We start from the raw sequence: 26,317 nt of genomic DNA, 5'->3' as shown, positions 1-26,317 counted from the left end.
TTCGATGCGACTCCGCCGATTGCCACCCATAGGGGGGCTTCCTTGTAACTTCTTCAGCAGGTCAACAGTTATTTAAGTCGGTTCGCGCTGCGCCCGGTGATAGCTTTTTCGATATCGGTGACCTCAGAGCAGACGCCTCTGCATACCTCGTGGCGCGAGCCATACTTAGCGACACACATCGGTCCCTCGACGATATTGTCCGCGAACATTCTATCGCCATAGAGGATGACCCGGGATGGCTTGCGAAGCAGTTCTTTGCGTTGCGTTTCGGCACCCACGCCGTACTCATCGCGGCCGTGAAAAACGTGTTCACCGACCCGTGGCCGATGACGGCCTGGCCGAAAGACCACTTCATCGAAGTTCGCAATCCAGGCACATCCGCACCGAAATTCAGTCCCTCGGCCACAATCCTCGCCAGCGAACTCAACGACGTCGCCGAAGGTTTCGCAGATGCCGTCACGGCAGCAATGAGCTGGACAGAACGCTGAATCGGGATGCAGGCATGAAGCAAGAGCAACCGCCCGGGCGACGTCTTTCGTCAACGTACGCCGCCGCGGCCGTATTAACGATGCTCTCATCCACTTTCCTGCAGCTAGACGCGATTCGTGAATGGCGACCGTGCGGAGGGACGGATGTCGGAGCAATCCTAGGCGAGTCTGCCGTCGCGGCTGCTCTGACGCTCGTTTCCTGTTTTCTATGGCTGTGGGTCACGCGACGAGCCGACAAGTCGTACGAGAAGGTTCGGGGAGCGACATCGGTGGCGCTAGTCATTGCCGCCTTCGTGGTCGGTTCCGCCTTCTTTCTCGGTGTAGTCCTATTGTCCCCGGGAATCTCTGGCGAGTACGACACATGCGGATTCGACCTGGGTACGGCCGTCGTTCGGGCAGTTCCCGTACTCGCGCCCCTCATCGCATTAGCCGTTGCAGTGACGGCGACGCCCCGACGAAGGCGGGTGACACTACGAGGTGCTGCATGGTTCGGGGCGATCGTTCTCGGGGCGTGGGTTGGATTCGGGACTGCCGTGCTCGTGACCGTCTAAGCCTCGTGCTGCGGTAGTCGCGCCGGCTGCTGAAGAACGGCTCCTTGCGAGGCAGGGCGGATTCTGGACCGTCCCCGTTTTGGTGGACGAGGACCGATCAGCGTGGCGAATTGGCGAAACAGGGTGTGGACCAGAGCGATCCCGGCGGCTAGACTCGATGCTTTCGGCTTCATCCCCGAACAGCCTCCGTCCTACAGCGGCTTCCCCTGCGATTGCGGCCGGGGTCGACGTGCTCGTCGTCCCGCGGATGCAGGGACACAGCGACGTGAAGATGGTCCTCACTGTCCACGGGCACCTGTTCCGGACAGGCTGGACGAAGCAGCCGGATCCGATGGACTCGGCCAGGACGAGGGCACCGACTGAGAGCCCTACGGACTTTTTTCTGACTGCGGCAGCAAAATAGCCCCGACCTTCGGACTGTAAATACCGTCTGATCGGGGCTTTTGGTGCACCCCCTCGGACTTGAACCGAGAACCCACTGATTAAGAGTCAGTTGCTCTGCCGATTGAGCTAGAGGTGCGTGGCACACGGCTGAACGTGCGTGCCGAACCGAGGAGTCACACTACCAGCGGCTCCCCCCTACCCGTCAAATCGAAGGCGGTGCCGGCGGAGACCGGGGTGGAGAGGCCGCCGGTATCGTGAGCATGTGACCCCGAGCAGCGACTACCCGAGCCTCGACGACGACCTCCGCCTCGCCCTCCGCCTCGCGGACGCCGCCGATGCGATCTCCCGCGAACGGTTCGGCGCGCTCGACCTGATGATCGACACCAAGCCGGACAGCACTCCCGTGACCGACGCCGATCGCGCCGTCGAAGAGGCGATCCGCTCGCTGCTCTCCGCCGAACGCCCGGACGACTCGATCCTCGGCGAGGAATTCGGAACCTCAGGCGTTGCCGCACGCCAGTGGATCCTCGACCCGATCGACGGGACCGCGCACTTCCTGCGCGGAGTGCCGATCTGGGCGACGCTGATCGCGCTCGCGGTCGATGGCGTCCCCGTGGTCGGAGTCGTGTCCGCTCCCGCGCTCGGCACGCGCTGGTGGGCCGCGGCCGGCTCCGGCGCCTGGGCGGTCGAGACCGGACGCGCGACCGCGGAAGCCGCATCCGCGCGCCCGCCTCGCCGTCTTCGAGTCTCGGGCATCGACACACTGGCCCAGGCCACATTCAGCTACAACAGCATTCAGCAGTGGGACGGCGCCGGACGTCTTCCGCAATTGCTCGACCTCGCGCGCTCCGTCTGGCGCGACCGCGCCTACGGGGACGCCTGGCCATACATGCTCGTCGCCGAGGGGCTTCTCGACGGCGCAGGCGAATTCGATGTGAAGCCCTATGACCTCGCGGCGCTGGTGCCCATCGTTCAGGAGGCGGGCGGGCGCTTCACCTCTGCCGACGGCGAGGACGGCCCCTGGCACGGCAGCGCGATCGCGACCAATGGGGCACTGCATGACGAGGTCCTGGCGTTAGTGGCGCGGCGATGAGGAGCGGAACAGCAGCGCTGGCCAGTGCCGGACTGCTGATTCTCCTCTCGGGCTGCGCCTCGGTCGTCGGCGCCGACGGCTCCGAGGCGGTGCGCGACGACGACGGCACCGTCGTCACCGCCGGGGTGACCGATGTCTTCGCTCTGCACCGCGGCGACTGCTTGCGGGACCCGGGCGATGACCGGATCGACGACGTCGAGGTCGTGCCGTGCGAGCAGGAGCACGGGCTCGAGGTTTTCCACTCGTTCGAGCAGTCGGGCGACCGCTACACGAGCCGCAATACCCTCCTCGCGCAGGCCGACGCCGGCTGCGAGCCGGAGTTCGGCGCCGTGATGGGGATCGCCTACGGCGACTCGGCGTTGGAGTACCGGGCTCTCGTCCCCTCCGAGGTGAGCTGGCAACACGGCGACCGCACGATCCTCTGCACAGTCCACGACCCCACTGCGAGCGCAACGACGGGCACTCTCATGGGCGCCGCCCGCTGAGGTTCCGCGGGGTCAATCCCTCCCTGACTGCATTGACAGCCGAGACGACCGCGAGCACTGTGTGAGGACGACCGGCAGGCGCGAGGGGGCGCAGAGACCGACGGCTCAGGAGTCGACATGCAGAACCAGTACGACCAGGATCCCCCGGAGCGATCCGGGACAACCGAGCAGCGCTGGGGCCCCGCCGAGAGTCTTTTCGCCCGGCTCCGCCGTCAGCGCACTCTCCTCGCCGCCGCTGACGCGCTCGCCCAGGAGGGTCTTGGCGACCTCTGGTCCCGAGCCCTGCGCGCCTACACGGGAGCCTCCGACCGCGTCGTCTCGGTGGACGGTAACGCCGAGGCCGCGACCCTGGCGTGGCTGAAGCCGCGTGGAGTGATCTCGCTCCTCGTCGCCGAGACCTGCGACGACTCCGACACCGTCGAGCATCTGGCCGCCGCCCTGGCCGCGATGAACGCCGTCACGCTCACCCTCGACGAGGCGCGTGCCCGGCGTCTGGAGCGGCTGCTGCGGGCGCTGGCAACTCTGGTGCCCGACGCATTCGCCGAACTCCCGGCAGCACCGCACACGCATTACCCGGCAGGAGCGGCGACGGCATTCCTGACGCCAGGGCTGCTGTATCGCGACTGGGCACCACCGAAGGTGCTGCCTGTTCACGATCGGGACGACGATGAGCGCCTCGCGCTGCTGACCCTCTATGGGAGGATCCACCAGCTCGACGTTCGCTCCTGACCGGCAGCCTCTGCCTTGGACGGAGAAACCGCGAAAGAACAACTCCCAGTGCGCGACGACGACCGGTGGTGGAGATGGGGGGAATCGAACCCCCGTCCATCGCTGTGATTCTGCGCCTTCTACGGGTGTAGCCGATGAGAGCGTTCTGCTCGGCCCCGACCGTTACCATCGGCGCATCGGTCGACGGGCCCAGCCCGAGTTCAAGTCCCGCGTCGCCCTCAGGCGTAACGACGCAGCAAGTCCTCTCAATGACGCCAGGATCCGGGGCGAGGACGCACCCACGGGCTGACGGACTATCTACTCTGGCTTAGGCAGCGAGAGCGAAGTCGGTGCGCTTCTGTTCGGCACCTGTGTTTTCCAGGGATCGTTAACGAGATAACCTTGGATCCTCGACCCGCTTCTCGCAGTTTCGCAGGCAATGTCGAAACCGATCATCCCCGCGAGCACTCATCAGCCCTGGGGCCGCACGAGTGGGTCGTCGTCGCACACTGTGGAGTTACGCCGACCAGTCTACCTCAGCTCCGGGCGCTGACGCGGCGACGACGCAAGTCGACGAGGCCGAGTACCAGAGCGAGCGCGATCAGCCCGAGCGTGACGAGGTAGCCGTTGCGGAACGCATCGTGGTACTGGTCCAGTCCACCGGCCATTCCCTTCTCGCTCGCCAGAGTGGCGAAGAAGACGGCGGACGCACAGGCTGTCCCGACCGCGGTCCCCACCCGCTGCCCGAGCTGCCCGACCGAACCCGCGACTCCGCCCTGCTCGGGCGAGATCTCGGCAAGGGTGAGCGTCTGATTCGGCGAGACGACGAACCCGCCACCAGCGCCAGCAACCAGCATTGCCGCGCCCATTCCGAACGCCGCCGTCTCCGCCGGTAGCACCTCCGCCGCCAGCAGCACCAGTGTGAAGCCGACGACCACCAGCACGATTCCCAGCACCACGAGCGCCCGACCGTAACGCTGCACCAGTTTGCCGCCGTACCAGGCGGTGACCGCCGAGGTCAGGGCGAAAGGGATGCTGACCATGCCCGCGAAGACTGGCGCAAGTCCGAGCCCCTGCTGGAGAAACAGCGTCGTCAGGAGAAAAGTCGCGGGGATCGCCGCGAAATACGATGTCGCGACGAGGATCCCGTTGCGGTAGGAGCTCGTGCGAAAGATCCGAAAGTCAATGACCGGAGTGCGGCCCGTGGCGGCGTACTGCGCCTCCCACCGCACGAAGCCGAGAGCTGCCGCCGCGGCGAGCAGGAGCCAGAACCAGCGGTAGGGCGAGTCGCGCGACGATCCGGTCGTGAGCAGGAACGGCAGCATCAGAGCGAAGATCGCCACCGCGAGCAGCAGCAGGCCGACCGGGTCGAGTGACGCGTCGCCGCTCGACTGGCGACTCCGGCGCGGGATGAGCTTCCACGCGAAGACGAACGCGGCGATGCCGAGGGGGATGTTCATCCAGAACAGCAGCCTCCAGCCGTCCTGGTCGCCGCCCACCGCGATCAGGAGCCCACCGAGGGTCGGACCGAACGCGGTCGAGACCCCGATGGTTGCGCCGAAAACGCCAAAGGCCCTCGCGCGCTCGGCGCCCGTGAACATCTGCTGCACCAGGCCGAGCACCTGCGGCATCTGGATCCCCGCGGCCACTCCCTGGAGGAAGCGCGCGACAACGAGCATCTCGATCGAGGGCGCGACGGCGCACAGCAGGCTCGTCACAGTGAATGCCGAGAGCCCGATCAAGAAGAGCAGGCGTCGAGAGCGGATGTCGCCCAAGCGTCCGGAGGGAACCAGCGCGAGACCAAAGGCCAACGCGTACCCGGCGACGATCAGCTGCAGTTGACTCGCATCAGCCGAGAGCGAGGCCTCGATGGCGGGAAGCCCCACATTCACCTTCGACAGGTCGAGGATGGTGATCGCGGCGACTGCAACGCTCACGGCGAAAGCGCGCCAGCGGGTCTTCTCATCGGCGGCGCTCAGGGCGGCAGGTGCGCTGTTCTCCGGAGTGGTCACACTCGCCAGTGTTGCAGTCCAACAGCCGTTGAGAAGAGGGTTGCGCCACAGCTGTCGGACACCCTTGAGCGGGCACGTGCCCCGAGTGGCTACTCCCCGAGGCGGCGGCGGGTCGCCATCGCGCGGTCCGCCTCTCGCCGGTCCTGGCGCTCACGGAGCACCTGGCGCTTGTCGTAGTCCTTCTTGCCCTTCGCTACCGCGAGCTCGACCTTAGCCTTGCCGTCGCTGAAGTAGAGCGACAACGGAATCAGCGTGTACCCACCCTCCTTCACCTTGTTGTGGATCTTGAGGATCTGCGCCTTATGCAGCAGCAGCTTCCGCTTGCGGCGAGGCGGGTGGTTCGTCCAGGTCCCATGCGCCCACTCGTTGATGTGCACCGCGTCGAGCCACGCCTCTCCTGCATCGACAAAGGCGTAGCCATCGACCAGCGACGCACGACCTGCGCGCAGCGACTTCACCTCGGTGCCGGTGAGCACGAGCCCCGCCTCGTAGGTGTCCTCGATGAGGTAGTCATGGCGCGCCTTGCGATTGGTCGCGACGACCTTCTGTCCCTGTTCTCTGGGCACGGCTGCTCCTCGGGTCACGAGCGAATGGGGTGCGTCACCGGGACGATGCACCGGTGGGCTGCCCCGAACGGGACAGCCCATCAGTATACGGCCAACCGCGGATTAGACCCGCAAGTACCGCGCGATCGCCACATTCGCTGACACCGCCGAGAGGACGATTCCCACCACGATCAGGATCGGCACGACCACGATGGCGTCGTCGAGGCCGACGAACGACACCAGCGGGATCCGCTGAGCCAAAAAGCCCTGCACGAAGAACTGCACGATGGCGACCATCGCGACACCCGAGAGGATCGAGCCGATGAGCGCGGCGAAAACTCCCTCGAGGATGAACGGGGTCTGGATGAACCGGTTCGACGCGCCCACGAGCCGCATGATGCCCAGCTCCCGTCTCCGCGAGAACGCCGATAGGCGGATCGTCGTGGCGATGAGCAACACGGCGGCAACGAGCATGAGCACCGCGATACCGATAGCGGTGTAACTCGCGGCGTTAAGCGTGGAGAAGATCTGATCGAGATAGCGCCGCTGGTCGGTGACGCTCTCGACTCCCGAGACGCTGGACAGGCTCTCGACGATCACGTCGGACTGCGTCGGATCCTTGAGGTTGATCCAGAAGGTCTGGTTGAGCAAGTCGGGAGTGACGTACTCGGCGACCGGATTGCCCGCGAACTGCGCCTGGAAGTTCGCGTACGCCTGGTCGTGGTCCTCGAAGTAGGAGCGATCGATGTACGCCGCCAGCGTCTGGCCGGAGAGCTGTGCCTGCACCGCGTCGATCTGCTCCTGCGTGGCGTCGGAGCCGCTGCAGTTCGAGCCGCCGGACGTCGCCGTGCACAGATAGACCGCAACCTGGGCCTTGTCATACCAGAAGTTCTTCATCTGGCCGATCTGCATTTGCAGCAGGATCGCCGTTCCGACGAAGGTGAGGGAGATAAAGGTCACAAGGATCACCGAGACGACCATGGAGACGTTACGTCGGAGGCCGCCTGCGACCTCCGACCAGATCAATGCGAATCTCACTTGACGGGTCCTACGTTCTGCTGGTCGTCGCCGTTTTCTTCACTGTCGGCCGTGGGGGCGCGCAGGCCCAGCCGAGCCGCCAGTGACTCCTCGGGCAGGGCGCCGGTATCGGCGGGGAGAAAGATCGGGCCGGTCTGGCTCTGGATCTCGACGCGCGGGGCGGCCGGGGGTTCGGGGGCGGCAGCGGGCTCGGGCGCACGCGGGACGTCGGGGGCCGCGGCGGAGCGACGCCCTTCGGCGACGCGCGGCTGCGCGCCGGTCTGAGTGAGACGCGCGGGCTCCGGCACCGCGGCAGGCGCCTCTTGGCGCAGATCCACCTCGGGCACCTCAGCGGGCGCGAGTTCGCTGTCGATCAGCGCGGGCGTGGCGTACTCGGCGACCGCGTGGTCGTCGGCGGCCACCACCACGACGCCGTCGTGCACGACGGTGATGCTCTCGGTCTGGCCGTAGCCGCCCTGGCTCTCGTCACGAACGATGCTGCCCGCCGAGAGTTCGATGACGCGGCGCTTCATCTGATCGACGATGCCGGCCTCGTGGGTAGCCATGATGACGGTCGTGCCGCCGGCGTTGATCCGCTCGAGCAGAGCCATGATGCCGGCGCTGGTCGTCGGGTCGAGGTTGCCGGTCGGCTCGTCCGCCAGGAGGACGGCGGGCTTGTTCACGACCGCACGCGCGATCGCCACGCGCTGCTGCTCCCCACCCGAGAGTTCGTGCGGGAGGCGTGACGCCTTGCCTGCAAGGCCGACCATTTTCAGCGTGTCCGGAACAGCCTCCTGGATGTATCCCTTCGACTTGCCGATGACCTGCAAGCTGAACGCGACGTTGTCGAAGACCGACTTGTTCGGCAGCAGCCGGAAGTCTTGGAACACCACGCCCATATTGCGGCGGAAGTAGGGGACCTTGCGGCTCGAAATTTTGCCGAGGTTCTGGCCGAGCACGTGGATCGCCCCGGAGGAGGGGCGCTCCTCCTTGAGGATCAGGCGGAGGCAGCTCGATTTACCGGAGCCGGAGGCGCCGACGAGGAAGACGAACTCGCCCCGGAGGATCTCGAGATCGATGGCGTTCAGGGCGGGTCTCGTGCCGCCGCGATACTGCTTGGAGACGTTGTCGAAGCGAATCATGTCGGTACGAGGGTAAGCGACGATCGCGAAGAGTCGACCGAGCGGACCCGCGGCGCGTCGGTCGCGACTTCCCGGTGGCGCGCTACGCCGACTTGCGCCAGCGGATGCCGGCGGCGATGAAGCCGTCGAGATCGCCGTCGAACACGTGCGAGGGATTGCCGACCTCGTGGTCGGTGCGCAGGTCTTTCACCATCTGGTAGGGGGCGAGCACGTAGCTGCGCATCTGGTCGCCCCAGCTCGCGGTGATGGTGCCGGCGAGTTCCTTTTTGGTGGCCGCCTCCTGCTCCTTCTGGAGGAGCAATAGGCGCGATTGAAGCACCCGCATCGCGGCGGCTCGGTTCTGGATCTGGCTCTTCTCGTTCTGCATCGAGACAACCGTGCCGGTGGGCAGGTGGGTGATGCGTACGGCGGAGTCGGTGGTGTTGACCGACTGACCACCCGGGCCGGAGGAGCGGAAGACGTCGACGCGGATGTCATTGTCGGGGATCTCGATCGCCTCGGTCTCCTCCATCAGCGGGATGACTTCGACGGCGGCGAAGGACGTCTGGCGCTTGCCCGCGGCGCCGAACGGACTCATCCGCACAAGGCGATGGGTGCCGGCCTCGACCGAAAGAGTGCCGAAGGCGTAGGGGGCGTCGATTTGGAAGGTGGCCGACTTGATGCCCGCCTCCTCTGCGTAGCTGGCGTCCATCACGGTTGCCGCGTATTTGTGCTTTTCGGCCCAGCGCAGGTACATCCGCATCAGCATCTCGGCGAAGTCGGAGGCGTCGACGCCGCCGGCGCCTGCGCGGATGGTGACCACGGCGGGGCGGTCGTCGTACTCGCCGTCGAGGAGGGTCTGCACCTCGAGCTCGCCCATCACCTTTTGCAGCGAAACCAGTTCGGCGATCGCCTCCTGCTCGGACTCGGCATCGTCGGCTTCGTTGGCCATCTCGACCAGGACCTCGAGGTCGTCCAAGCGGCGGTCGATCGCCGTGACGCGACCTAGCTCGGACTGCCGATGGCTGAGGGCGCTCGTCACCTTCTGCGCTCTCGCCGTGTCGTCCCAGAGGTCGGGAACACCCGCCTGCTCGCTCAGCTCGGCGATCGTCGCGCGAAGCCCCTCTACGTCGATAACGGCGCGGATATCGGCAAAAGTGGAGCGGAGAGCAGTGATCTGCTCGGTGAAGTCGTTGTCCAGCATGGTGACCTCAGACTACCGGGGGCGCTCGTTCTCCCCGGCGTACCCTGGGGTCAGTGACTGACTCCGCACCGCGCCCCTTTCCCGTCGGGCCGCTGCTGCTGTCGACCTTCCTGCCGACCCTGCTGTTCTCGATCGGCGAGGGCGCGATCATCCCGCTCCTGCCTGCCGTCGCTGGCGACCTCGGAGCCACGCTCGCACTCGCGGGGCTCGTGGCCGGGATGATCATGATCGGCGAACTGGCGGGCGACATCCCCAGCGGCTGGATCGTCTCGCGAATCGGCGAGCGTGGCGCGATGCTCAGCGCCTCGGCGGCGTCGATCCTGGGCTTGGTCGTCTGCCTGGTCGCGACCTCGTGGGTCGGATTGACGCTCGGCGTGTTCGTGATCGGCCTCGCGACCGCGGTCTTTGCGCTGGCCCGGCACGCGTTCATGACCTCGTTCGTGCCCATCAGCCACCGGGCGCGGGCGCTGAGCGCTCTGGCAGGAGCATTCCGCGCGGGCTGGCTGATCGGGCCGTTCCTCGCGGCGGGAGTGGTGCACCTCACCGGTTCTCTCGAATCAGTGTTCTGGGTGCACATCCTTTGCTGCGTCGCGGCGGTCGTCGTGCTGGTGCTGGTGCCCGATCCGGCGACGGTCCTCCGGCGCGCGCGAACGACGGATGCCGTGGCACTCGATGCGGCGCCGGTGCCGGAGTCGGCCCAGTCACTTCTTGGGACACTGCGAGAGCACCGTGGTGTGCTCGTCCGGATGGGCTCTGGTGCTGCGGTGATCGGCGCCCTGCGTGCGAGCCGCACGCTGATCCTCCCCCTCTGGGCGGTCAGCATCGGGCTGGCCGGGACGGAGACGGCGATCATCATCGGTGTCGCCGGGGCACTCGACTTCGCGCTCTTCTACGCGGGCGGCCAGCTGATGGATCGCTTCGGGCGGGGAGCGACCGCGATTCCCTCCATGATCGGACTCGGACTCGGCCACCTCGCGCTCGCCGCCTCCGTCCTCGCCGCCGATCCGGTGCCCTGGTTCGTCGCGGTAGCGTGCGTGCTCGCCGCGGCGAACGGGATCGGCTCGGGCATCCTGATGACCATCGGAGCCGACCTCGCTCCGCCAGCCGACCCCGCCCCGTTCCTCGGCGCGTTCCGCTTCACCGGTGACGCGGGCAATGCAGCCGCGCCACTCGTCGTCTCGGCGCTCACCGCGGCCGTGTCGCTTCCCTTCGCCGCGGTCGCGGTGGGCGTGCTCGGACTCGCCGGAGCCGGGGCTCTTTCCCGCTGGATTCCGCGCTATCTGCCGCGCAGCGCTCCCCGCGGCTGACGCGGGCGGGCGGCCTCCTACACTGGAACGCGCACGCGGGAGTGGTGAAATGGCAGACACGCAGGATTTAGGTTCCTGTGCCGAAAGGCGTGAGGGTTCGAGTCCCTCCTTCCGCACGGTATCGCCGAGTACGCTGGGCGCGCTCGAGCTACCCATCGACCGGCCGCTCGGCACCGATCGACTGGAGACCCGTTGACACATGCCGCCCTCGTCCCCTGGCTCGACCCGGAGACGATCCTCACCTCATTCGGCCCGTGGGGCGTTCTCGTGGTGTGCCTCATCGTCTTCGCTGAGACGGGACTGCTGATCGGCTTCCTGTTCCCGGGCGACACCCTCCTCATCATCACCGGCCTTCTGGCGCACGAGAGCGCCTCCAATGGCGGTCTCGGCGTGCCGATCTGGCTGATCTGCCTGGCCATCGGCATCTCGGCCTTCATCGGCGGCGAGGTCGGCTACCTGATCGGGCACAAGGCCGGCCCGCGCATCTTCGAGCGCAAGGAGTCCGGCTTCTTCAGCATCGAGAACGTCAAGCGCACCAACGTGTTCTTCGAGCGCTTCGGCGGACTCGCCGTCGTCCTCGCGCGCTTCGTGCCGATCGTCCGCACCTTCGCGCCGATTGCGGCCGGGGTCGCACACATGAACTACCGCAAATACAGCCTCTATAACCTGATCGGCGCGCTGATCTGGGGCAGCGGGGTCACGCTGATCGGCTGGCTGTTGGCTTTCATCCCGCCGGTCGCCCAGTTCGTCTCGCACTACATCGACGTCATCCTGCTCAGCGCCGTCGCCCTCGCAGTGATACCGACGCTCTTCCACTTCTTCCAGCAGCGCCACCGCGCAAAGCTCGCGGCCGACCCCGAAACCGACTCCACGGAGTCAGCCGCCTACGTCCTCGACGCCGACACCCTCGACGGCAAGCCCCCACGCCGCTGATCCCCTCCCCCCTCGCGAGATGCCTCTTCGGTACGCAACACGCCGAAGGAGGCGTACCCAGAGGCCTCTCGTGGAGGCGGAGGGACGGGGGTTAGAGGCGGGCGGCGAGAGTGGTGAGTTCGGCGCGCAGGGCGGTGAACGCTCGGGCGCGGTGGCTGCGGGCGTTCTTGTGGTCCGGGAGGAGTTCCGCCGCCGTCCGGGCGCCCGTTTCGGGGATGAAGATCGGGTCGTAGCCGTGGCCGTTCGTGCCGCGCGGGGCGGTCGCGAGGGCGCCATCCCAGCGGCCTTCGACCACCGTCTCCTGGCCACCGGGTAGCACAGCCTCGGGAACGACCAGCGCGATGGTGCAGCGGAACTGCGCTCCGCGATGCTCGGCCTTGACGTCGTGCAGCTGCGCGAGCAACAACTCGAGGTTCGCCGTCGCGTCGTGCGCACGGCCCGACCATCGTGCCGAGAAGATCCCAGGAGCCCCGCCGAGCATATCGACGCAGAGACCAGAGTCGTCGGCCAGGGCCACAAGGCCCGTATGAGCGGCCGCCGCGCGAGCCTTGATCAGTGCATTCTCGGCGAAGGTGACGCCGTCCTCGATCGGCTCCGGCCCGTCATAGGCGCGCACGCCCACTCCGGGGACGGAACCGGCCAGCATCGCCCGAAACTCCTCCACCTTGCCCGCGTTGTGGGAGGCGAGGACGAGTTCGAGACTCACGCGCTCGGCTCCGCGGCGAGCGCCTCGGCCTGGATGCGGGCGAGGTCGGCGGCACCGGCGAGCGCGAGATCCAGCAGAGCGTCGAGTTCGCGGCGGTCAAAGGGGGCTCCCTCGGCGGTGCCCTGCACCTCGACGAACAGGCCCCGGCCGGTGACGACGACGTTCATGTCGGTCTCGGCGCGGACGTCCTCGACGTAGGCCAGGTCGAGCATCGGGACGCCGTCGATGATGCCGACAGACACGGCCGAGAGGCTGTCGATCAGCGGTTGAGCCTTCTGCCCCACGTACTTCTTGCCGCGGGCCCACTCGATCGCGTCGACCATCGCCACGTAGGCGCCGGTGATCGCGGCGGTGCGAGTGCCGCCGTCGGCCTGGAGGACGTCACAGTCGATCACGAGGGTATTTTCGCCGAGCGCCTTGGTGTCGACGACGGCGCGCAGGCTCCGCCCGATCAGGCGCGAGATCTCGTGAGTGCGTCCGCCCACTTTGCCCTTGACCGACTCGCGATCCATCCGGGAGTTGGTGGAGCGGGGCAGCATCGCGTACTCCGCGGTGACCCAGCCCTTTCCCTTGCCCTGCAACCAGCGCGGCACTCCGGCGGTGAAGGAAGCCGTGCACAGCACTTTCGTGGTGCCGAACGAGACGAGCGCGGAGCCCTCGGCCTGGGTGCTCCAGCCGCGCTCGATCGTCACGGTGCGCAGCTCGTCGGGCGCGCGGCCGTCTTTGCGCGTTGCCTGCGGTGCAGTGCTATCGGTCACTCGGGTCTCCCTCGGTCGTTCGGGAGCGCGGCCCGGTCGAGCTCGCGCAGGTTGATAGTGCCGGTTTCGACGAGGTCGACACTCGAGACCTCGGGGCCGAGGAAGCGGCGGGCAAGGCGGACGAAGTCGCTCGAGCCCGTCTCCTCCCAGCGGTAGCTGGGCGGTTCGGCAGAGGTGCGTTGCAGGCCGTGAGCGACGAGCGTCCGGTACACGTCGAGGGCGGTCTCCTCGGCGCTCGAGACGAGGCGGACGTCCGGGCCCATCACGTAGGCGATTGCTCCGCGCAGCAGTGGGTAGTGCGTGCAGCCGAGAACGAGTGTGTCGACGCCGGCCGCCTTGAGCGGGGCGAGGTACTCCTCCGCCACGGCGAGCAGCTCGTCGCTCCAGGTAACGCCCGCTTCGACGAACTCGACGAAGCGCGGACAGGCGGCGGTGACGAGGTGCAAGTCGGGCGCGGCGACGAAGGCGTCGTCGTAGGCGCGGGAGCGAATCGTGCCGACGGTACCGATCACGCCGACGCGGCGGTTGCGGGTGTCGCGCACAGCGCTGCGGACGGCCGGATGGATGACCTCGATCACGGGAATCCCGCGGCCAAGGGTGTAGCGCTCGCGAGCGTCGCGCATCATTGCGGCCGAGGCGGTGTTGCAGGCGATGACCAGCAGCTTCGCGCCCTGATCCACCAGAGTGTCGAGCGTGTCGAGGGCGTAGGCGCGGACATCGGCGAGCGGCTTGGGTCCGTAGGGCGAGTGGGCGGTGTCGCCGAGATAGACGATCGACTCGTTCTGCAGCTGGTCGATGATGGAGCGGGCGACGGTGAGCCCGCCGACTCCGGAGTCGAAGATGCCCAGCGGTGCGTCCGTCACGGAGGAACAGCCTACCCGCGCCCGGGCGCCCGGCCCGGGCGACGCCGGAGAACCCTCGGCTGGGCGCGGCGCGCCGGAAATCCACCCTCCGACAGCCGCCGTGGAACACTGTCCGGATGGATTCGACGGCCTTCCTCACCGACCGCTACGAACTCACGATGGTCGAGGGCGCCCTCGGCAGCGGCACCGCCGACCGTCGCTGCATGTTCGAAGTGTTCGCCAGGAGTCTCCCACCGGGCCGCCGTTATGGCGTCCTCGCCGGAACCGGACGTCTGCTCGAGCTGATCTCGCGGTTCCGCTTTGGCGATGACGAGCTGTCGTGGTTGCGCGAGAACCGCGTGGTCGACTCCCGCACGCTCGACTGGCTCGCCGACTACCGATTCCGGGGCGATGTCTGGGGGTACCGAGAGGGGGAGATCTATTTCCCCGGCTCGCCCGTGCTGATCGTCGAGGCGCCATTCGCCGACGGCGTCCTACTCGAGACCGTGGTGCTCAGCGTCCTCAACCACGACAGCGCCATTGCGAGCGCAGCGGCGCGGATGGTCTCGGCCGCCGACGGCAGACCACTGGCCGAGATGGGCTCGCGCAGGGCGGGAGAGCGCTCGGCAGTCGCGGCGGCCCGTGCCGCGTACATCGCCGGCTTCGGCGCCACCTCGAACGTGGAAGCGGGCCGCAGCTTCGGGGTGCCGACCATGGGCACCTCCGCTCATGCGTTCACCCTGCTGCACGACAGTGAGGAGCAAGCGTTCCGCGCCCAGGTCGCCGCGCTCGGCCCCGGCACCACGCTGCTGGTCGACACCTACGACGTAACCGCGGCCGTCGACCTCGCCGTCCGGGTAGCAGGCACCGGTCTCGGAGCTGTACGGATCGACTCCGGCGATCTTCCGCAGCAGGTCGCGCAGGTGCGCGCGCAACTCGACGCCCTCGGCGCGACGGGAACCCGGATCACGGTCACCAACGATCTCGACGAGTACGGCATTGCTGCCCTGGCCGCCTCCCCCGTCGACTCCTACGGCGTCGGGACCTCGGTCGCCACCGGCTCCGGGCACCCGACGGCCGGAATGGTCTACAAGCTCGTCGCCCACGAGGACGACGCAGGCGACTGGGTCGCGGTCGCGAAGAAGTCGGTTTCAAAGGCGTCGATCGGCGGGCGCAAGGCCGCGGGTCGCCTCCTCTCGGAGGACGGCGTCGCCGAAGCCGAGGTCGTGCACGTCGGCGCGGGTCCCGAGGGCGCGGTCGGCGAGAGCGAGCGGGCGCTCCTCGTCCCGATGATCGAGAACGGCGAGATCCGTTCTGAGCACCTCGGCTTCGAGGGTGTCGCTATGGCACGAGCGCACCAGGCGAACGCGGTGCTCGAACTCCCGCAGGACGCCCAGCGCCTCGGCCGGGGCGAGCCGGTTATCCCGACCCGCTACGAGTGACGGCGCCGAACGTCACTTCATCTTCGCGTAGATCTCTTTGCAGGCCGGGCAGACCGGAAACTTCTCCGGGTCGCGGCCCGGGAGCCACTTCTTGCCGCAGAGCGCGCGGACCGGCTTGCCCGTGAGCGCGCTCTCGAGAATCTTGTCCTTCGGCACGTAGTGGGAGAAGCGCTCGTGGTCGCCGGGCTCAATGGACTCCTGGTTGAGGAGTTCTTCGAGTTCGCGATCGAGGATGGCGGTTCCCCCGCCGCCCTCAAGGGGATCAGTGCTGCTGTTCTCGGCGCGCAGAATCATGCCGACGATCCTACGCGCGGAGGCTAGCGTCGAGCTGTCATCTCCGTTCAGACGACAGCCCGAAAAGGAGACCCCGTGGAACTGCTCTTCGTACACGGCGCACTGGTGCGCGACGGCGGCTGGTGGTGGCGTCGCGCTGCCGCCCTGCTCGAGAAGCGAACGGGCGTCCGCAGCCGGTCGCTCGCTCTCCCCTCCTGCGGTGAAGGCGACGGCGATTCGGAGGCGCCCGCGGGCCTTGTCGCCGACGCTGCGGCTCTGCGAAACGCGCTCGACGAGAGCGACGGAGCGGTCCTCGTCGGCCACTCCTACGGTGGCACCGTGATCGCCGAGGCCGGCGCCCATCCTGCCGTCGCGGGTCTGCTGCTCATCTCGTCCTACCTGCCGGAGGTCGGCCTCTCGCAGGGCGCGGTCATGAGCGGCGAACCGGATCCGGTGCGGATCGGACTCCTTCCCGACGGTTCCCTTCACATCTCCGGCTACGACGCCGCATCGTTCGCCGCGCGGTTCCTCCAGGACGCCGACGACGAGGACCGCGCTGGAGCGTGGGACCGCGTGACCAGCCAGTCGGCCGCCGCCTTCTCGACACCGACAACGGCCGCGGGCTGGCAGGGTGTCGACTCGACCTACGTCGTCTGCACCGGGGATCGCAGCACCACGGTCGCACTGCAGCGCTTCCATGCAGCACGGGCGACACGCTCGGTCGACATACCGACCGGGCACCATCCGTTTCTCACCCGCCCCGATCTCATCGTGACCGAGCTGGAAGCACTGCTCCGCTAGGGCTGGTCGGACACTGGGTGAGGAGCGAGGGACCGAGGTGCGGCGCCTCATGGTTCACCAGGCAATTATCGCGACGACCGAGCGGGGCGGACGCGGATCGGCCACGCGCTAGTAGCGGCTGGTGAAGGCGACGAGTTCGGTGGCGCGACGCTCGAACAACCAGCCTCCGATCAGCACGCCGAGGGCGAAGGCGACCACGGCGCTGCCGAAGCCCACGAGCACGGCGACGCCGGCCGACTCCGGATCGACGAAGAGCGCGCGCACGGCGAGCACCACGGCGGGCGCCGAGAGAAGCAAGCCCAGGCCGAACGCGAGCGACTGGGCCCCGGCACCACTCGCGCCCGGCGCCTGAGGCTGGACGAAAGCACTGTCGCCCGGCCGAGGCGCCGGATAGGCGAGAGCGGCCGAGACCGCACTGGCCACTCCCGCGGGAACGAGCAGCAGGCAGGTGTTGACCGCCAGGATCACGGGCAGAGCGCCGGGCTGGGCGGAGGCCGCACTGCTCACCAGCGATCCAACGACCACGACCGGGAGTCCGAGCAGGAGAGTCGGAAACGCGCGGCCGAGCCGGTCGGACCAGCCGCGCACACCCGCCGCGACGTGCAGCCAGAAGGCGGAACCGTCGTAGGCCACGTCATTGTGCAGGAACCAGCCGAGGAAGAGCGCGATCAAGGGCACCGGCAGCAAAGAGAGCAACGGGAACGGCACGCCGACCAGCGCGAGAAGCAGGAGCGCCGCGATCGGGAGCAGCGGCACTGCCACCAGCGACATCTGATAGCGGGGGTCGCGCAGCCAGTACGTGATACTGCGAGCGGCTATCGCGCCCGTGCGACTCGAGCCGAGCACGTCGAACCAGCCCAGTCGCAGGCCACGCGGCGGACGGGAGGTACGTTCTGGACGCTCGGTGAGGATCCGCACGACAAGCCACCACAGTGCGGACGCGGCCAGCACCGTGAGGAGGGCGACGACCAGCGGTCGGGCCGCTTCGCCCGTCACGGCGGCGGGAGCGATGGCCCAGGCGGCGCCGAAGGGAGTCGCTCCGAGAGCCACGCCCCAGCGATCGAATACCGGAGACTCGCCGGTGTCGAGCACCGCGGCCACCCCGAGAGCAATCGGGCAGGCGAGCAGGAGGACCAGTCCGAGTACGGCGAGCAGCTCGCGGGCCGTGCGTGACGGGACAAGAGCGGCGGAGGCGGCGAGGCCGATCCGCGCGAAGAGGGTCGCCGTCACCACGCCGAGGAGTGGACCGAGCAGCGCAAGCGCCCCAGCGCCGGGGAAGAGAGGAACGCTCGCCAGCCCCAGGACCAGCAGCGCGAGGACGGGCAGCGAGACGAGCCCCGCGAGTGCGAGCGCGCCGGCGAGACGGACCGTCGGCAGACCGAAGAGCCGGAAGGCCCGCGGGTCCATCGGGTCGAGCGGGCCAAGAAGGAACGGGAGCACGAGGAAGCCGAGGCCGATCAGACCGCCACCGGTCGCCACGGCACCCGCGGCAGCTTCCGGCGCGGAGTGCAGCGCCCCGAGCGCGGCGAGGAGCCCGGCGGTGACTGCGATGACCACGAGCACGCCGAGTACCGCGCCGGCCGAGCGCGCGGGCCCGGAACGGAAGGCGCCGAGCAGGACGTCGATCCTCAGCCGGAGAAGTCGTGCAACCACTGCAGCCCCTCGGCGATCTGCTTACCGCCCGCGAGTTCGAGGAAGCGCTCCTCAAGAGTGGCGGCGCCGGCGACCTCGGCGACCGATCCGGAGGCGAGAACCCTCCCGCCGACGATCACGGCGACGTCATCACACACGCGCTCGATGAAATCGAGCCCGTGACTCGAGAGCACGACGGTGCCGCCTCCCGCAACGAACCGGCGGAGCACGGTGATCACGGCGGCGGAGGAGACGGGATCGACGGACTCGAACGGCTCGTCGAGCACCAGGACGCGCGGCGCGTGGATCATCGCGCCGGCGAGCGCCACCTTCTTAGCCATGCCCGCGGAGTAGTCCGAGATCAGCCGCTCCAGAGCGTCGGTGAGGCCGAGCGCGTCGGCGAGTTCGAGCATGCGCTGCTTCGCCGTCGGCACGTCGATGCCGCGCAAAGCGGCCGAGTAGGCGAGGAACTGAGCTCCGGTCAGCCGGTCGAAGAGACGGAGGCGGTCAGGCAGCACACCGATCAGTGGCTTCGCGGCCGCGGGGTCCTTCCACACGTCGACGCCGTGCACGAGCACGCGGCCAGTGTCGGGGCGGAGAAGGCCCGTCATCATCGAGAGGGTCGTGGTCTTACCCGCCCCGTTGGGGCCGATGATCCCGGAGAAGGTGCCGGCGCGAACGGCCAGATCAATGCGGTCGACCGCCACTATCCGCCCGAAAGTTCGGGTCAATTGGGTCAGTTCGAGGACGACGGGAGAGCCGCTCTCGGAGCCTGCGGTGTCCTCGGCTGCACGCTCGGCGGGATCGGCGTTCGTCGCGGACGTCATCCGGCTACGGTACCAACTCGCTTCCGAGGCCCCGGCGCCCGCGCCGGGCGCGCGGACGAGACTGCGAAAGGTCAACCACCCCGAAACGAGGGGGGCGAATAGTACACTCTGTCTCATTGCCGAAAACCGTCCCTCCGGTGCCCGGCGACTGAATTCGAGGAGAAGACACGATGACGCGCCCAGGTCCGACGACGAACCGCAACCTCGCCTCCGTCGTCATTCTCGCCGCCGGGGTGGGCAGCCGCCTCGGTCGCTCCCTCCCGAAGCCACTCACGCCACTCAGCGACGGCCGCACGATCATGCAGCAGCAGTTCGACAACATCCACCACGCGTTCGGCAGGAGTGTGCCGATCAGCATCGTGGTCGGCTACAAGCTCGAACACATCATTGAGGCCTTCCCTTCGGCGGCGTTCGTCTATAACGAGCAGTACGACCAGACCAACACCTCCAAGAGCCTGCTCCGCGCTCTGCAGGCGAGCGGCCAGGGCGGGGTGCTGTGGATGAACGGCGATGTCGTCTTCGACCCGCGCGTCCTCGACCGGGCCGCCGGGCTGATCGCGAGGGAGATCTCCTTCGTCACCGTCAACACCGCGAAAGTCTCGGACGAGGAGGTCAAGTACACGACAAGCGCCGAGGGCTTCATCGACGAGCTGTCCAAGACGGTGCACGGAGGACTCGGCGAAGCCGTCGGAATCAACTACGTGTCCGCCTCCGACAAGGCCGCGCTGGCACGTCAGCTCGCCCGGGTGGACGCGCAGGACTACTTCGAGCGTGGAATAGAGTGGGCGATCGAGCAGGACAGACTGCTCGTCGAGCCGATGGATATTTCCGACCTGTACGCGGTCGAGGTGGACTTCGCCGAGGACCTTGAGCGCGCGAACCTCTTCGTCTGACGCCGGCGGTTCCTCATCCGGCTCGGGCAGGGCCGGTGGGGAGGAGTCGTACGCTGTGAGCGCCGCCGACCTCCTTGCCTCCGAAACGGCGCTGCGCCACCGGCGCTCGCGGGCGTGGCGTTACCGGCACTCGCTCTGGTTGCTGACGAAGCGCGACCTGACGGTCCGCTATGCGACGAGCGCGCTCGGCTATGTCTGGTCGGTGCTCGACCCGCTCGTGATGTCGGGCATTTATTACTTCGTCTTCACCGTCGTCTTCCAGCGGACTGTCGGCGAGGACCCCTACATCGTGTTCCTGCTCGCGGGCCTGCTGCCCTGGATGTGGTTCACCCAGGCGACGTCCGATGCGACCCGCGCGTTCCTTCGCGAGGCAAAGTTGGTGCGCTCAACCTCGATCCCGCGCACCATCTGGGTGGGGCGGATCGTGCTCTCCAAAGGCATCGAGTTCGTGGCAAGCCTGCCCGTGCTGGTGCTGTTCGCTGTGATCGCCGGGGCGCACCTGACCTGGTCGGCGCTGCTGTTCCCGGTGGCGATCCTCCTCCAGGGGGTGCTCACGCTCGGTGTCGGCCTGCTCGTCGCTCCGCTCGTCGTGTTCTTCCGGGACTTGGAGCGGGCGGTCAAGCTCGTGCTGCGCTTCCTCTTCTACGCGTCGCCGATCATCTACTCGACCGCGAATCTGCCCGAGCAGATCCGTCCGTTCGCCGCGCTCAATCCGCTCAGCGGGATCTTCGCGCTCTACCGCTCCGCCTTTTTCGAAAGCGAACTCGACGTGCCGCTGATCCTCTCCTCCGCGGGGATCTCGCTGCTCATGCTGGCCCTCGGAATGATGGTCTTCCGCCGCTCGGAGCACGCAGTGCTGAAGGAGCTGTAATGGCCGACGCCCCCGTGGTCATCGAGTGCCGCGACCTCGGTATTCGCTTCCGCCGCAACCGTCGCGGGCGCCGCTCCTTCAAGGACCTCTTCGCCGGACGCTCACGCCGATCCCGCCCCGATGAGTTCTGGGCCCTGCGCGGACTGGACGTGCAGGTGCGCGCCGGCGAGGCGATTGGGGTCGTAGGACGCAACGGACAGGGCAAGTCGACGCTACTCAAGCTGGTCGCGGGCGTGGTGCTACCCGATGAAGGCGCCGTTCACGTGCGCGGAGGCGTCGCTCCGCTGATCGAGATCACCGGCGGCTTCGTCGCCGACCTCAGCGTGCGGGAGAACGTCTACCTCACGGCCGGGCTGCACGGGATGTCCAAGCGCGAGGTCGACGTCCGCTTCGACTCGATCATCGAGTTCGCCGAAATCGGCGACTTTCTCGACACCCCCTACAAGCACCTGTCCAGTGGGATGAAGGTGCGCATCGCGTTCTCAGTTGTCTCGCGGCTCGAAGAGCCGATCATCCTGGTCGACGAGGTGCTTGCCGTCGGCGACACGGCGTTCCGCGAGAAGTGCTATGCCCGAATCGAGGAACTCCTCGCCTCCGGCCGCTCCCTCTTTTTCGTCTCGCACAACGAACGCGACCTCCGCCGCTTCTGCACTCGCGGGCTGTACCTGGACAAGGGCCGCTTGGTTCTGGACGCGGGGATCGAGGAGGTGCTCGCGCGATACGCTGAGGACTACGCGCCGAGACCGCGGGACAGGCCACTACCGCGGAACAGCGCGGCGTCGACCGTGGAGGGTGCGCCAGCCGAGAACACCGTCGCCGACAACTGACCGCTCCGGCGCCCCGAGGACGCAGGAGTGCACGACATGGCCCAGAAGGACCGCAAGCGCGAACGCGCGCTCAAGAAGGCCCGAGTCGATGAAGCCCGCGAGTGGGAACGCTCCGAGGGCCCCGGGGCTGCCGAGAATGCGCAGCTCGCCCGGATGCTGGATCGCCTGCTCGCCGTGCAACGGCCGGCCGTACTCGCCAACATCCGCGCGCTGCGCCGCCGCCGCCCGTCCGCCACTCCTGAACAGATCATCACCTCGCTCGAGCGGCAGTATCTCTCGAGCGTGACCGCCGGTGGAGCCGCGATCGGTGCGACCGCCGTCGTCCCGGGCATCGGCACCGCGGCCTCGGTGGCCCTCTCGGGAGCCGGAGCCGCTGGCTTCCTGGAGGCCAGCGCGCTCTTCGCACAGTCAGTGACGGAGGTGCACGGCATCCCCCTCGACGACCCGGACCGAGCCCGAGCCCTTGTGCTGACGCTGATGATGGGCTCCTCTGGCAGCGAGATGGTGCGCCAGGTCGCCGGGCAGGCCGTGGGAGGAGGCACAGGGCTCAACCAGTACTGGGGGTCGGTCGTGACCAAGGGGCTGCCGTCGTTCCTCGTCGGCGAGCTGGCCGACCGAGCGAAGAAGTCGTTTGCGAAGCACTTCCTCGCACAGCAGGGGGCTGGACTCGTTGGCCGGGCGATGCCGTTCGGGATCGGAGCCGCGCTCGGCGGGGTCGGGAACGCGATGCTCGGGCGCAAGGTCGTGCAGAGCGCCCGCGACGCGTTCGGACCAGCACCGCAGGCATTCGGGAACACGCTGGTGCTCAAGCCGAGCCGCGCTGAACAGAAGGCGCTGGCCGCGGGGTCCGCTGAGCCGCTGGAACTCTACGTGCGCGATTACGGCGGAGCGGGCGAGCGCGTGGCGCTGCTTCTGCACGGGCTCGGCTCCGACTCCCGAATCTGGTACACCCTCGTGCCGACGCTGCACGAGCGCGGTTACCGCGTGCTCGCGCCGGACCTGGCCGGGCACGGCGGCTCGCCTGCGTCCCCCATCTATTCGCCCGAGCGCTGGGCCGAAGACGTGCGCGCCTCCATGCTGCAGACTCCTGACCTGATCATCGGGCATGGCCTCGGCGCCGTCGTCGCGGCGCGGCTCGCTCCGGAGTACCGAGCACAGCGGCTCATCCTGCTCGACCCGGCCTACTCGGACGCGCGCGGCCTGGCGACTGCCCTGCGCCGTGCTCGATCTGTCGCCCACGTCGAGACCGGTGACGCCGACTCCCTCCGCCACCGCCACCCGATCTGGACAGACGAGCAGATCGGGCTCGACGTGTCGGCTCTCGGGCTCTGGGACCCGACGTCGTCCGACGGGCTGACTGCGCGTGGCGCGGCCGAGGCGCCGGAGAGCTTTCCGGTACCGACGCTCGCGGTACTTCCGCAGGACCCGCTCGGGCACGACTCGCTCCGCGGGGTGCTCGGCGATCGCGGCGTCGAGGTGCGTACCGTGCCGGGTGGCGGCGCGTCGATCCTGCGCGAGGACCGCGCCGCGCTCATCGCGACGGTGGAGGATCGGCTCTAGGCGCCGGTGTTTGCCATCGAGGGCCCGCGGACGCGGCCGGCAGCGGGTCGATGGCTCGCTCTACCGGTGGAACACGGAGGGGCTGGGCCGGCAGCGTCCGTAACCGAGGTTGGGCGCTCGAAATCCGGCTCCAACGGGGCGAATCCGGGTTCTCCACCTCGGTTGCGAACGGCTCGGGCCTTCACAGGGCCTACGGCGGCTACGGCGCTCCGGCCGAGGGGAATCGTGCGAGCCGGGAGACGGCTACTTCGCGGCCTTGGCGGCGGCCTTGGCGGCCTGCTTCGTCGCGCGGACCTTCGTCAGCGACTCCGGCGAGACGATGTCGGCGACCGAGCGGAACGAACCCTCCTCGCCGTAAACACCCGCGGCCTCGCGCCAGCCCACGCCGCCGAAACCGCACTGCTTGCCCAGCAGCGCCAAGAAGATCCGCGCCTTCTGCTCGCCGAAGCCCGGCAGACCCTTCACGCGGGCGAGAACGGTGCGACCATCGGGGTCGTCTCGAGTCCACAGAGCGGACGCGTCGCCGTCCCAGTCGTCGATCACCGCGCGGCACAGATCCTGCACGCGGCCGGCCATATTCACCGGGTAACGGTGGACTGCCGGCGGCGTGCGGCACAGCTCCGAAAAGGCGTCTTCGTCGAATCCTGCAATCGAGGCGGCATCGAAGGCCGCGCCGGCCTCGGCGAGGCGCTGCTCAATCTTGAGCGGACCCGAGAATGCGGTCTCCATCGCGACCTGCTGGTCGAGGAGCATCCCGATCAGCAGGGCGAGCGGGTCGCGGCTGAGCAGGGCGTCAGCGTCGGGATCGTCGGTGATGTGCAGGGCGAAGTCGCGGGTCATCCTTCAGGGATACCACGGCGGGCGGCGAGGCTCAGTGCCCGAACGGTGCGGTCGATCAGGGCGAGCGCAGAGGTCACCTCCAGATCGCCGGAATGGCCGTAGCCGAGCACGAGCGCCTCGGTGCCGGACCGGCCCGAGAACGCGTAATCGTGCACTGTGGCGACGAGGAGCCCCTCCCGAAGCAGCGCGGCAGCGACCGCTGCGGACTCCAGCGGCGCGGGCAGCGAGAGGACGACGTGCAGCCCGCCGTCGAGTCCGCTCGCTCGACCCCAGGGGAGATTCTCTGCGAATCCGCGGACCAGCTCGCGGCGGTGCGCATACCGACGCCGGGAGCGGGCCAGATGCCGTCGGAACGCCCCGCTCGCCATGTACTCCGCGAGCGCAGCCTGAGTCGGGCCCGAGGCGGACGCATCGCGCTCGTCGTTTAAGGCAATCAACGCTCCACGGAGCCACGACGAGGGCGGGACGGCGAGGTACGCGATCCGGAGCCACGGCGAGATCGTCTTCGAGAAGGAGCCCACGTGCGCGACTCCACCACCCGAGTCGAGGGAGGCGAGCGCGGGCAGAGGCGCCCCGACGTAGCGGAACTCGCTGTCGTAGTCGTCCTCCACCACGAGCAGCCGCCCGTCCGACGCGCGACGGACCAGCTCGAGCCGCTCGGCCAGAGCGAGCCGGCCACCGGTCGGGTATTGATGCGAGGGGGTCACCACGACAACGTCGGCTCCGGAGTCGGCGAGCGCGTCGAGGTCGATGCCGTCGCCGCGGACGGGGACGCCGACCACCTCGTGCCCACCCGAGTGGAGGCGGCGACGGACGGCGGGATAGCCCGGATCCTCGACCGCGATGCGCACCGGCCGTCCGAGCGAGGCGGAGGCAGCGCGCGCGAGCAGCGCGACTGCTGCGGCCGTGCCACTGGTCACCAGCACGTCGGAGGCATCGACGTCGACGCCGCGCGACCGGCGCAACTGCTCGGCGATCTGCTCCCGCAGACCAGGATCCCCGGAGGCAGGCGGAGCGGCGGACGGGGGCCTCGAGAGAACCGTCCGCCAGGCTGACCGCCACTCCGGCGTGTCTAGGGCTCTGGTGTCGGGGCGACCTGGACGGAGGTCGGCGACCCTGTCGGTCGCGGCGCGGGGAGCGGCACCCGGCCGCAGGCGCAGTGGTGGCGGCGCCAGCAGTCCGTCGGAGGCGACGGTCACTGCCGCGCGAGGGTGCGCGACCAGGTAGCCCTCCCCCACGAGCTGATCGACGGCCGCGACGACGGAGCCGCGCGAGACGCCCAGTTTTTCGGCGAGAACTCGGCTCGCGGGGATCGGATCACCGGCTCGGTAGCGACCGTCGAGCACCGCCTGTCGTAGCGCCTGGGCGAGAGCAGCCCGCACCCCTCCTCGCGCTATCGGGCCGAGCTGCAGCGGAATTTCGAGATCGCCGGACGCCATCGGTCACTCCGTTCTGGACCACTTCGATTGCGGCCCAGTGGCATCGTGACAGATCCACGATGCAGGCGAGGATCTCTGTATGGACACCCTGCCCACGACCGACCGCACCCGCGTGACCCGGCTCCGAGAGCGCCAGCGCACCGACCCCGCCGAGCTGCACGCGATCCTCGATGAGGCGCTGATCGCGCACGTCGCCGTCGTCCGCGACGGGGTAGCAATCGTGCTGCCGACCCTGTTCGCCCGCGACGGCGATTCCCTTTTGCTGCACGGGTCAAGCGGCGGTGGGCTCTTGCGCGAGGCGGCGCGCGGCTCCCTTCTCACCGCCTCCGTCACGCTCGTCGATGGCCTGGTCGTGGCCCGAACGACGTTCGACAGTTCGATGAATTACCGCTCGGCGATGGTCATCGGGCGGGCGGAGGCGGTGGAGGGCGAGGAGAAGGCGCGCGCCCTCGACCTGCTGGTTGCGCGCCTGCTTCCTGGCCGTGCCGACGAGGTGCGGCCAAACACCGCGCGGGACATCGCAGCGACCCTCGTGCTGCGCCTCCCGCTCGCGGAGGCGAGTGTGAAGGTGCGCGCGGCAGGGGCCGGAGACCAGCCGCAACCTGGAGTCTGGGCGGGAGTGGTGCCGCTCGTCACGCGCACCCTTGCCCCACTGCCCGCCGAGGAGGAGGCACCGCGCGTGCCCAACTCCGTCGCGCGCTTCGTCGCCGCGGTCGATAACTCCGCGCCGCCCTACCGCTGAGTGCAGACGAGCCGCG

The 26,317-nt window shown here is 68.4% G+C and carries 26 protein-coding genes, 2 tRNA genes and 1 other RNA gene; 14 read left to right on the top strand and 15 right to left on the bottom strand.

Features of this window, described 5'->3' with window-relative positions:
• Nucleotides 1-149: 149 nt before the first annotated feature.
• Nucleotides 150-488 carry a hypothetical protein gene (locus tag B0H03_RS07765; RefSeq protein ID WP_127843856.1) on the top strand — a complete coding sequence of 113 codons (339 nt, stop codon included), beginning with the start codon at nt 150-152 and terminating at the stop codon, nt 486-488.
• Between the two features lie 995 nt (nt 489-1,483).
• On the opposite strand, the gene B0H03_RS07755 is transcribed toward B0H03_RS07765, so the two are convergent.
• A tRNA-Lys gene (locus B0H03_RS07755) sits at nt 1,484-1,559 on the bottom strand.
• 126 nt (nt 1,560-1,685) lie between these two features.
• On the opposite strand from B0H03_RS07755, the gene B0H03_RS07750 reads away from it, so the two are divergent.
• From B0H03_RS07750 to B0H03_RS07740, 3 genes are all read left to right on the top strand, one after another.
• The gene (locus B0H03_RS07750; protein ID WP_104263852.1) at nt 1,686-2,516 is read left to right on the top strand and encodes an inositol monophosphatase family protein; all 831 of its coding nucleotides are present in this window, start codon (nt 1,686-1,688) and stop codon (nt 2,514-2,516) included.
• Nucleotides 2,513-3,001 carry a septum formation family protein gene (locus B0H03_RS07745; RefSeq protein ID WP_104263851.1) on the top strand — a complete coding sequence of 163 codons (489 nt, stop codon included), beginning with the start codon at nt 2,513-2,515 and terminating at the stop codon, nt 2,999-3,001. Before B0H03_RS07750 ends, B0H03_RS07745 begins: the two co-directional genes overlap by 4 nt.
• 117 nt (nt 3,002-3,118) lie before the next feature.
• On the top strand, nt 3,119-3,730 hold the full coding sequence (locus B0H03_RS07740) for a hypothetical protein (RefSeq protein ID WP_104263850.1): 612 nt from the start codon (nt 3,119-3,121) through the stop codon (nt 3,728-3,730).
• Between the two features lie 66 nt (nt 3,731-3,796).
• On the opposite strand, the gene ssrA is transcribed toward B0H03_RS07740, so the two are convergent.
• From ssrA to prfB, 6 genes are all read right to left on the bottom strand, one after another.
• Nucleotides 3,797-4,169: a transfer-messenger RNA gene (gene ssrA / locus B0H03_RS07735) on the bottom strand.
• A gap of 76 nt (nt 4,170-4,245) precedes the next feature.
• Entirely contained in the window at nt 4,246-5,721 is a 1,476-nt protein-coding gene (locus B0H03_RS07730; RefSeq protein WP_104263849.1) for an MFS transporter, read from the bottom strand.
• Between the two features lie 89 nt (nt 5,722-5,810).
• Nucleotides 5,811-6,287 (bottom strand): SsrA-binding protein SmpB, encoded by a 477-nt coding sequence (gene smpB, locus B0H03_RS07725; RefSeq protein WP_104263848.1) that lies wholly within the window; start codon nt 6,285-6,287, stop codon nt 5,811-5,813.
• Between the two features lie 102 nt (nt 6,288-6,389).
• A complete protein-coding gene (gene ftsX / locus B0H03_RS07720) occupies nt 6,390-7,304 on the bottom strand; it encodes a permease-like cell division protein FtsX (RefSeq protein ID WP_104263847.1) in 915 nt (304 codons plus the stop codon).
• On the bottom strand, nt 7,301-8,425 hold the full coding sequence (gene ftsE, locus B0H03_RS07715) for a cell division ATP-binding protein FtsE (RefSeq protein ID WP_104354071.1): 1,125 nt from the start codon (nt 8,423-8,425) through the stop codon (nt 7,301-7,303). Before ftsE ends, ftsX begins: the two co-directional genes overlap by 4 nt.
• Before the next feature lie 82 nt (nt 8,426-8,507).
• Nucleotides 8,508-9,608 (bottom strand): peptide chain release factor 2, encoded by a 1,101-nt coding sequence (prfB, locus tag B0H03_RS07710; protein WP_104263845.1) that lies wholly within the window; start codon nt 9,606-9,608, stop codon nt 8,508-8,510.
• 53 nt (nt 9,609-9,661) lie between these two features.
• On the opposite strand from prfB, the gene B0H03_RS07705 reads away from it, so the two are divergent.
• The 3 genes from B0H03_RS07705 to B0H03_RS07695 all read left to right on the top strand — a co-directional run bounded on the left by B0H03_RS07705 (nt 9,662) and on the right by B0H03_RS07695 (nt 11,848).
• Nucleotides 9,662-10,915 carry an MFS transporter gene (locus B0H03_RS07705; RefSeq protein WP_241560368.1) on the top strand — a complete coding sequence of 418 codons (1,254 nt, stop codon included), beginning with the start codon at nt 9,662-9,664 and terminating at the stop codon, nt 10,913-10,915.
• Nucleotides 10,916-10,950: 35 nt separating this feature from the next.
• Nucleotides 10,951-11,031 (top strand) — tRNA-Leu (locus tag B0H03_RS07700).
• A gap of 76 nt (nt 11,032-11,107) precedes the next feature.
• Nucleotides 11,108-11,848 carry a DedA family protein gene (locus B0H03_RS07695; protein WP_104263844.1) on the top strand — a complete coding sequence of 247 codons (741 nt, stop codon included), beginning with the start codon at nt 11,108-11,110 and terminating at the stop codon, nt 11,846-11,848.
• A 91-nt stretch (nt 11,849-11,939) separates the two neighbouring features.
• Here the strand turns inward: B0H03_RS07695 and rdgB are convergent, their stop codons facing one another.
• Genes rdgB through murI form a run of 3 tightly spaced genes read right to left on the bottom strand, consistent with a single transcriptional unit; the run spans nt 11,940 to nt 14,175 of the window.
• On the bottom strand, nt 11,940-12,554 hold the full coding sequence (rdgB, locus tag B0H03_RS07690; protein ID WP_104263843.1) for an RdgB/HAM1 family non-canonical purine NTP pyrophosphatase: 615 nt from the start codon (nt 12,552-12,554) through the stop codon (nt 11,940-11,942).
• Entirely contained in the window at nt 12,551-13,312 is a 762-nt protein-coding gene (gene rph / locus B0H03_RS07685) for a ribonuclease PH (protein ID WP_104263842.1), read from the bottom strand. Before rph ends, rdgB begins: the two co-directional genes overlap by 4 nt.
• Nucleotides 13,309-14,175, bottom strand: coding sequence for a glutamate racemase (gene murI, locus B0H03_RS07680; protein ID WP_104263841.1), 867 nt, complete (start codon nt 14,173-14,175; stop codon nt 13,309-13,311). Before murI ends, rph begins: the two co-directional genes overlap by 4 nt.
• Before the next feature lie 116 nt (nt 14,176-14,291).
• Here murI and B0H03_RS07675 point away from each other — a divergent pair, with 116 nt between their 5' ends.
• Nucleotides 14,292-15,596, top strand: a complete 1,305-nt coding sequence (locus tag B0H03_RS07675; RefSeq protein ID WP_104263840.1) for a nicotinate phosphoribosyltransferase — start codon at nt 14,292-14,294, stop codon at nt 15,594-15,596.
• Between the two features lie 12 nt (nt 15,597-15,608).
• Here B0H03_RS07675 and B0H03_RS07670 read toward each other — a convergent pair whose 3' ends face one another.
• The gene (locus B0H03_RS07670; RefSeq protein WP_104263839.1) at nt 15,609-15,890 is read right to left on the bottom strand and encodes a DUF3039 domain-containing protein; all 282 of its coding nucleotides are present in this window, start codon (nt 15,888-15,890) and stop codon (nt 15,609-15,611) included.
• Nucleotides 15,891-15,965: 75 nt separating this feature from the next.
• Here B0H03_RS07670 and B0H03_RS07665 point away from each other — a divergent pair, with 75 nt between their 5' ends.
• Complete coding sequence (locus B0H03_RS07665) at nt 15,966-16,670, top strand: alpha/beta hydrolase (RefSeq protein WP_104263838.1); 705 nt, start codon at nt 15,966-15,968, stop codon at nt 16,668-16,670.
• Nucleotides 16,671-16,778: 108 nt separating this feature from the next.
• On the opposite strand, the gene B0H03_RS07660 is transcribed toward B0H03_RS07665, so the two are convergent.
• Together B0H03_RS07660 and B0H03_RS07655 are read right to left on the bottom strand one after the other, a co-directional pair.
• Complete coding sequence (locus B0H03_RS07660; protein WP_104263837.1) at nt 16,779-18,323, bottom strand: ABC transporter permease; 1,545 nt, start codon at nt 18,321-18,323, stop codon at nt 16,779-16,781.
• Nucleotides 18,299-19,129 carry an ABC transporter ATP-binding protein gene (locus B0H03_RS07655; RefSeq protein ID WP_237399357.1) on the bottom strand — a complete coding sequence of 277 codons (831 nt, stop codon included), beginning with the start codon at nt 19,127-19,129 and terminating at the stop codon, nt 18,299-18,301. The genes B0H03_RS07660 and B0H03_RS07655 overlap by 25 nt, the downstream gene beginning before the upstream one ends.
• A gap of 170 nt (nt 19,130-19,299) precedes the next feature.
• Between B0H03_RS07655 and B0H03_RS07650 the strand changes: the two genes are divergently transcribed.
• Genes B0H03_RS07650 through B0H03_RS07635 form a run of 4 tightly spaced genes read left to right on the top strand, consistent with a single transcriptional unit; the run spans nt 19,300 to nt 23,280 of the window.
• Nucleotides 19,300-20,022: a phosphocholine cytidylyltransferase family protein gene (locus tag B0H03_RS07650; RefSeq protein ID WP_104263835.1), complete on the top strand. Its 723-nt coding sequence runs from the start codon at nt 19,300-19,302 to the stop codon at nt 20,020-20,022.
• A gap of 55 nt (nt 20,023-20,077) precedes the next feature.
• Nucleotides 20,078-20,893 (top strand): ABC transporter permease, encoded by an 816-nt coding sequence (locus tag B0H03_RS07645; protein WP_419956893.1) that lies wholly within the window; start codon nt 20,078-20,080, stop codon nt 20,891-20,893.
• Nucleotides 20,893-21,720 carry an ABC transporter ATP-binding protein gene (locus tag B0H03_RS07640; protein WP_104263834.1) on the top strand — a complete coding sequence of 276 codons (828 nt, stop codon included), beginning with the start codon at nt 20,893-20,895 and terminating at the stop codon, nt 21,718-21,720. Before B0H03_RS07645 ends, B0H03_RS07640 begins: the two co-directional genes overlap by 1 nt.
• Before the next feature lie 36 nt (nt 21,721-21,756).
• Complete coding sequence (locus B0H03_RS07635) at nt 21,757-23,280, top strand: alpha/beta hydrolase (protein WP_104263833.1); 1,524 nt, start codon at nt 21,757-21,759, stop codon at nt 23,278-23,280.
• 243 nt (nt 23,281-23,523) lie between these two features.
• On the opposite strand, the gene B0H03_RS07630 is transcribed toward B0H03_RS07635, so the two are convergent.
• Nucleotides 23,524-24,120, bottom strand: coding sequence for an HhH-GPD-type base excision DNA repair protein (locus B0H03_RS07630; protein WP_104263832.1), 597 nt, complete (start codon nt 24,118-24,120; stop codon nt 23,524-23,526).
• Nucleotides 24,117-25,559, bottom strand: coding sequence for a MocR-like pyridoxine biosynthesis transcription factor PdxR (gene pdxR, locus B0H03_RS07625; RefSeq protein ID WP_104263831.1), 1,443 nt, complete (start codon nt 25,557-25,559; stop codon nt 24,117-24,119). Before pdxR ends, B0H03_RS07630 begins: the two co-directional genes overlap by 4 nt.
• 79 nt (nt 25,560-25,638) lie before the next feature.
• Here pdxR and B0H03_RS07620 point away from each other — a divergent pair, with 79 nt between their 5' ends.
• Nucleotides 25,639-26,301, top strand: coding sequence for a pyridoxamine 5'-phosphate oxidase family protein (locus B0H03_RS07620; RefSeq protein WP_104263830.1), 663 nt, complete (start codon nt 25,639-25,641; stop codon nt 26,299-26,301).
• Nucleotides 26,302-26,317 lie beyond the last annotated feature (16 nt).

It is taken from the genome of Rathayibacter iranicus NCPPB 2253 = VKM Ac-1602, assembly GCF_003149025.1.
GTDB classification, from domain to species: domain Bacteria; phylum Actinomycetota; class Actinomycetes; order Actinomycetales; family Microbacteriaceae; genus Rathayibacter; species Rathayibacter iranicus.
Note: the sequence above shows the minus strand (reverse complement) of the source record. Positions and strands in the feature narration are given on the sequence as shown.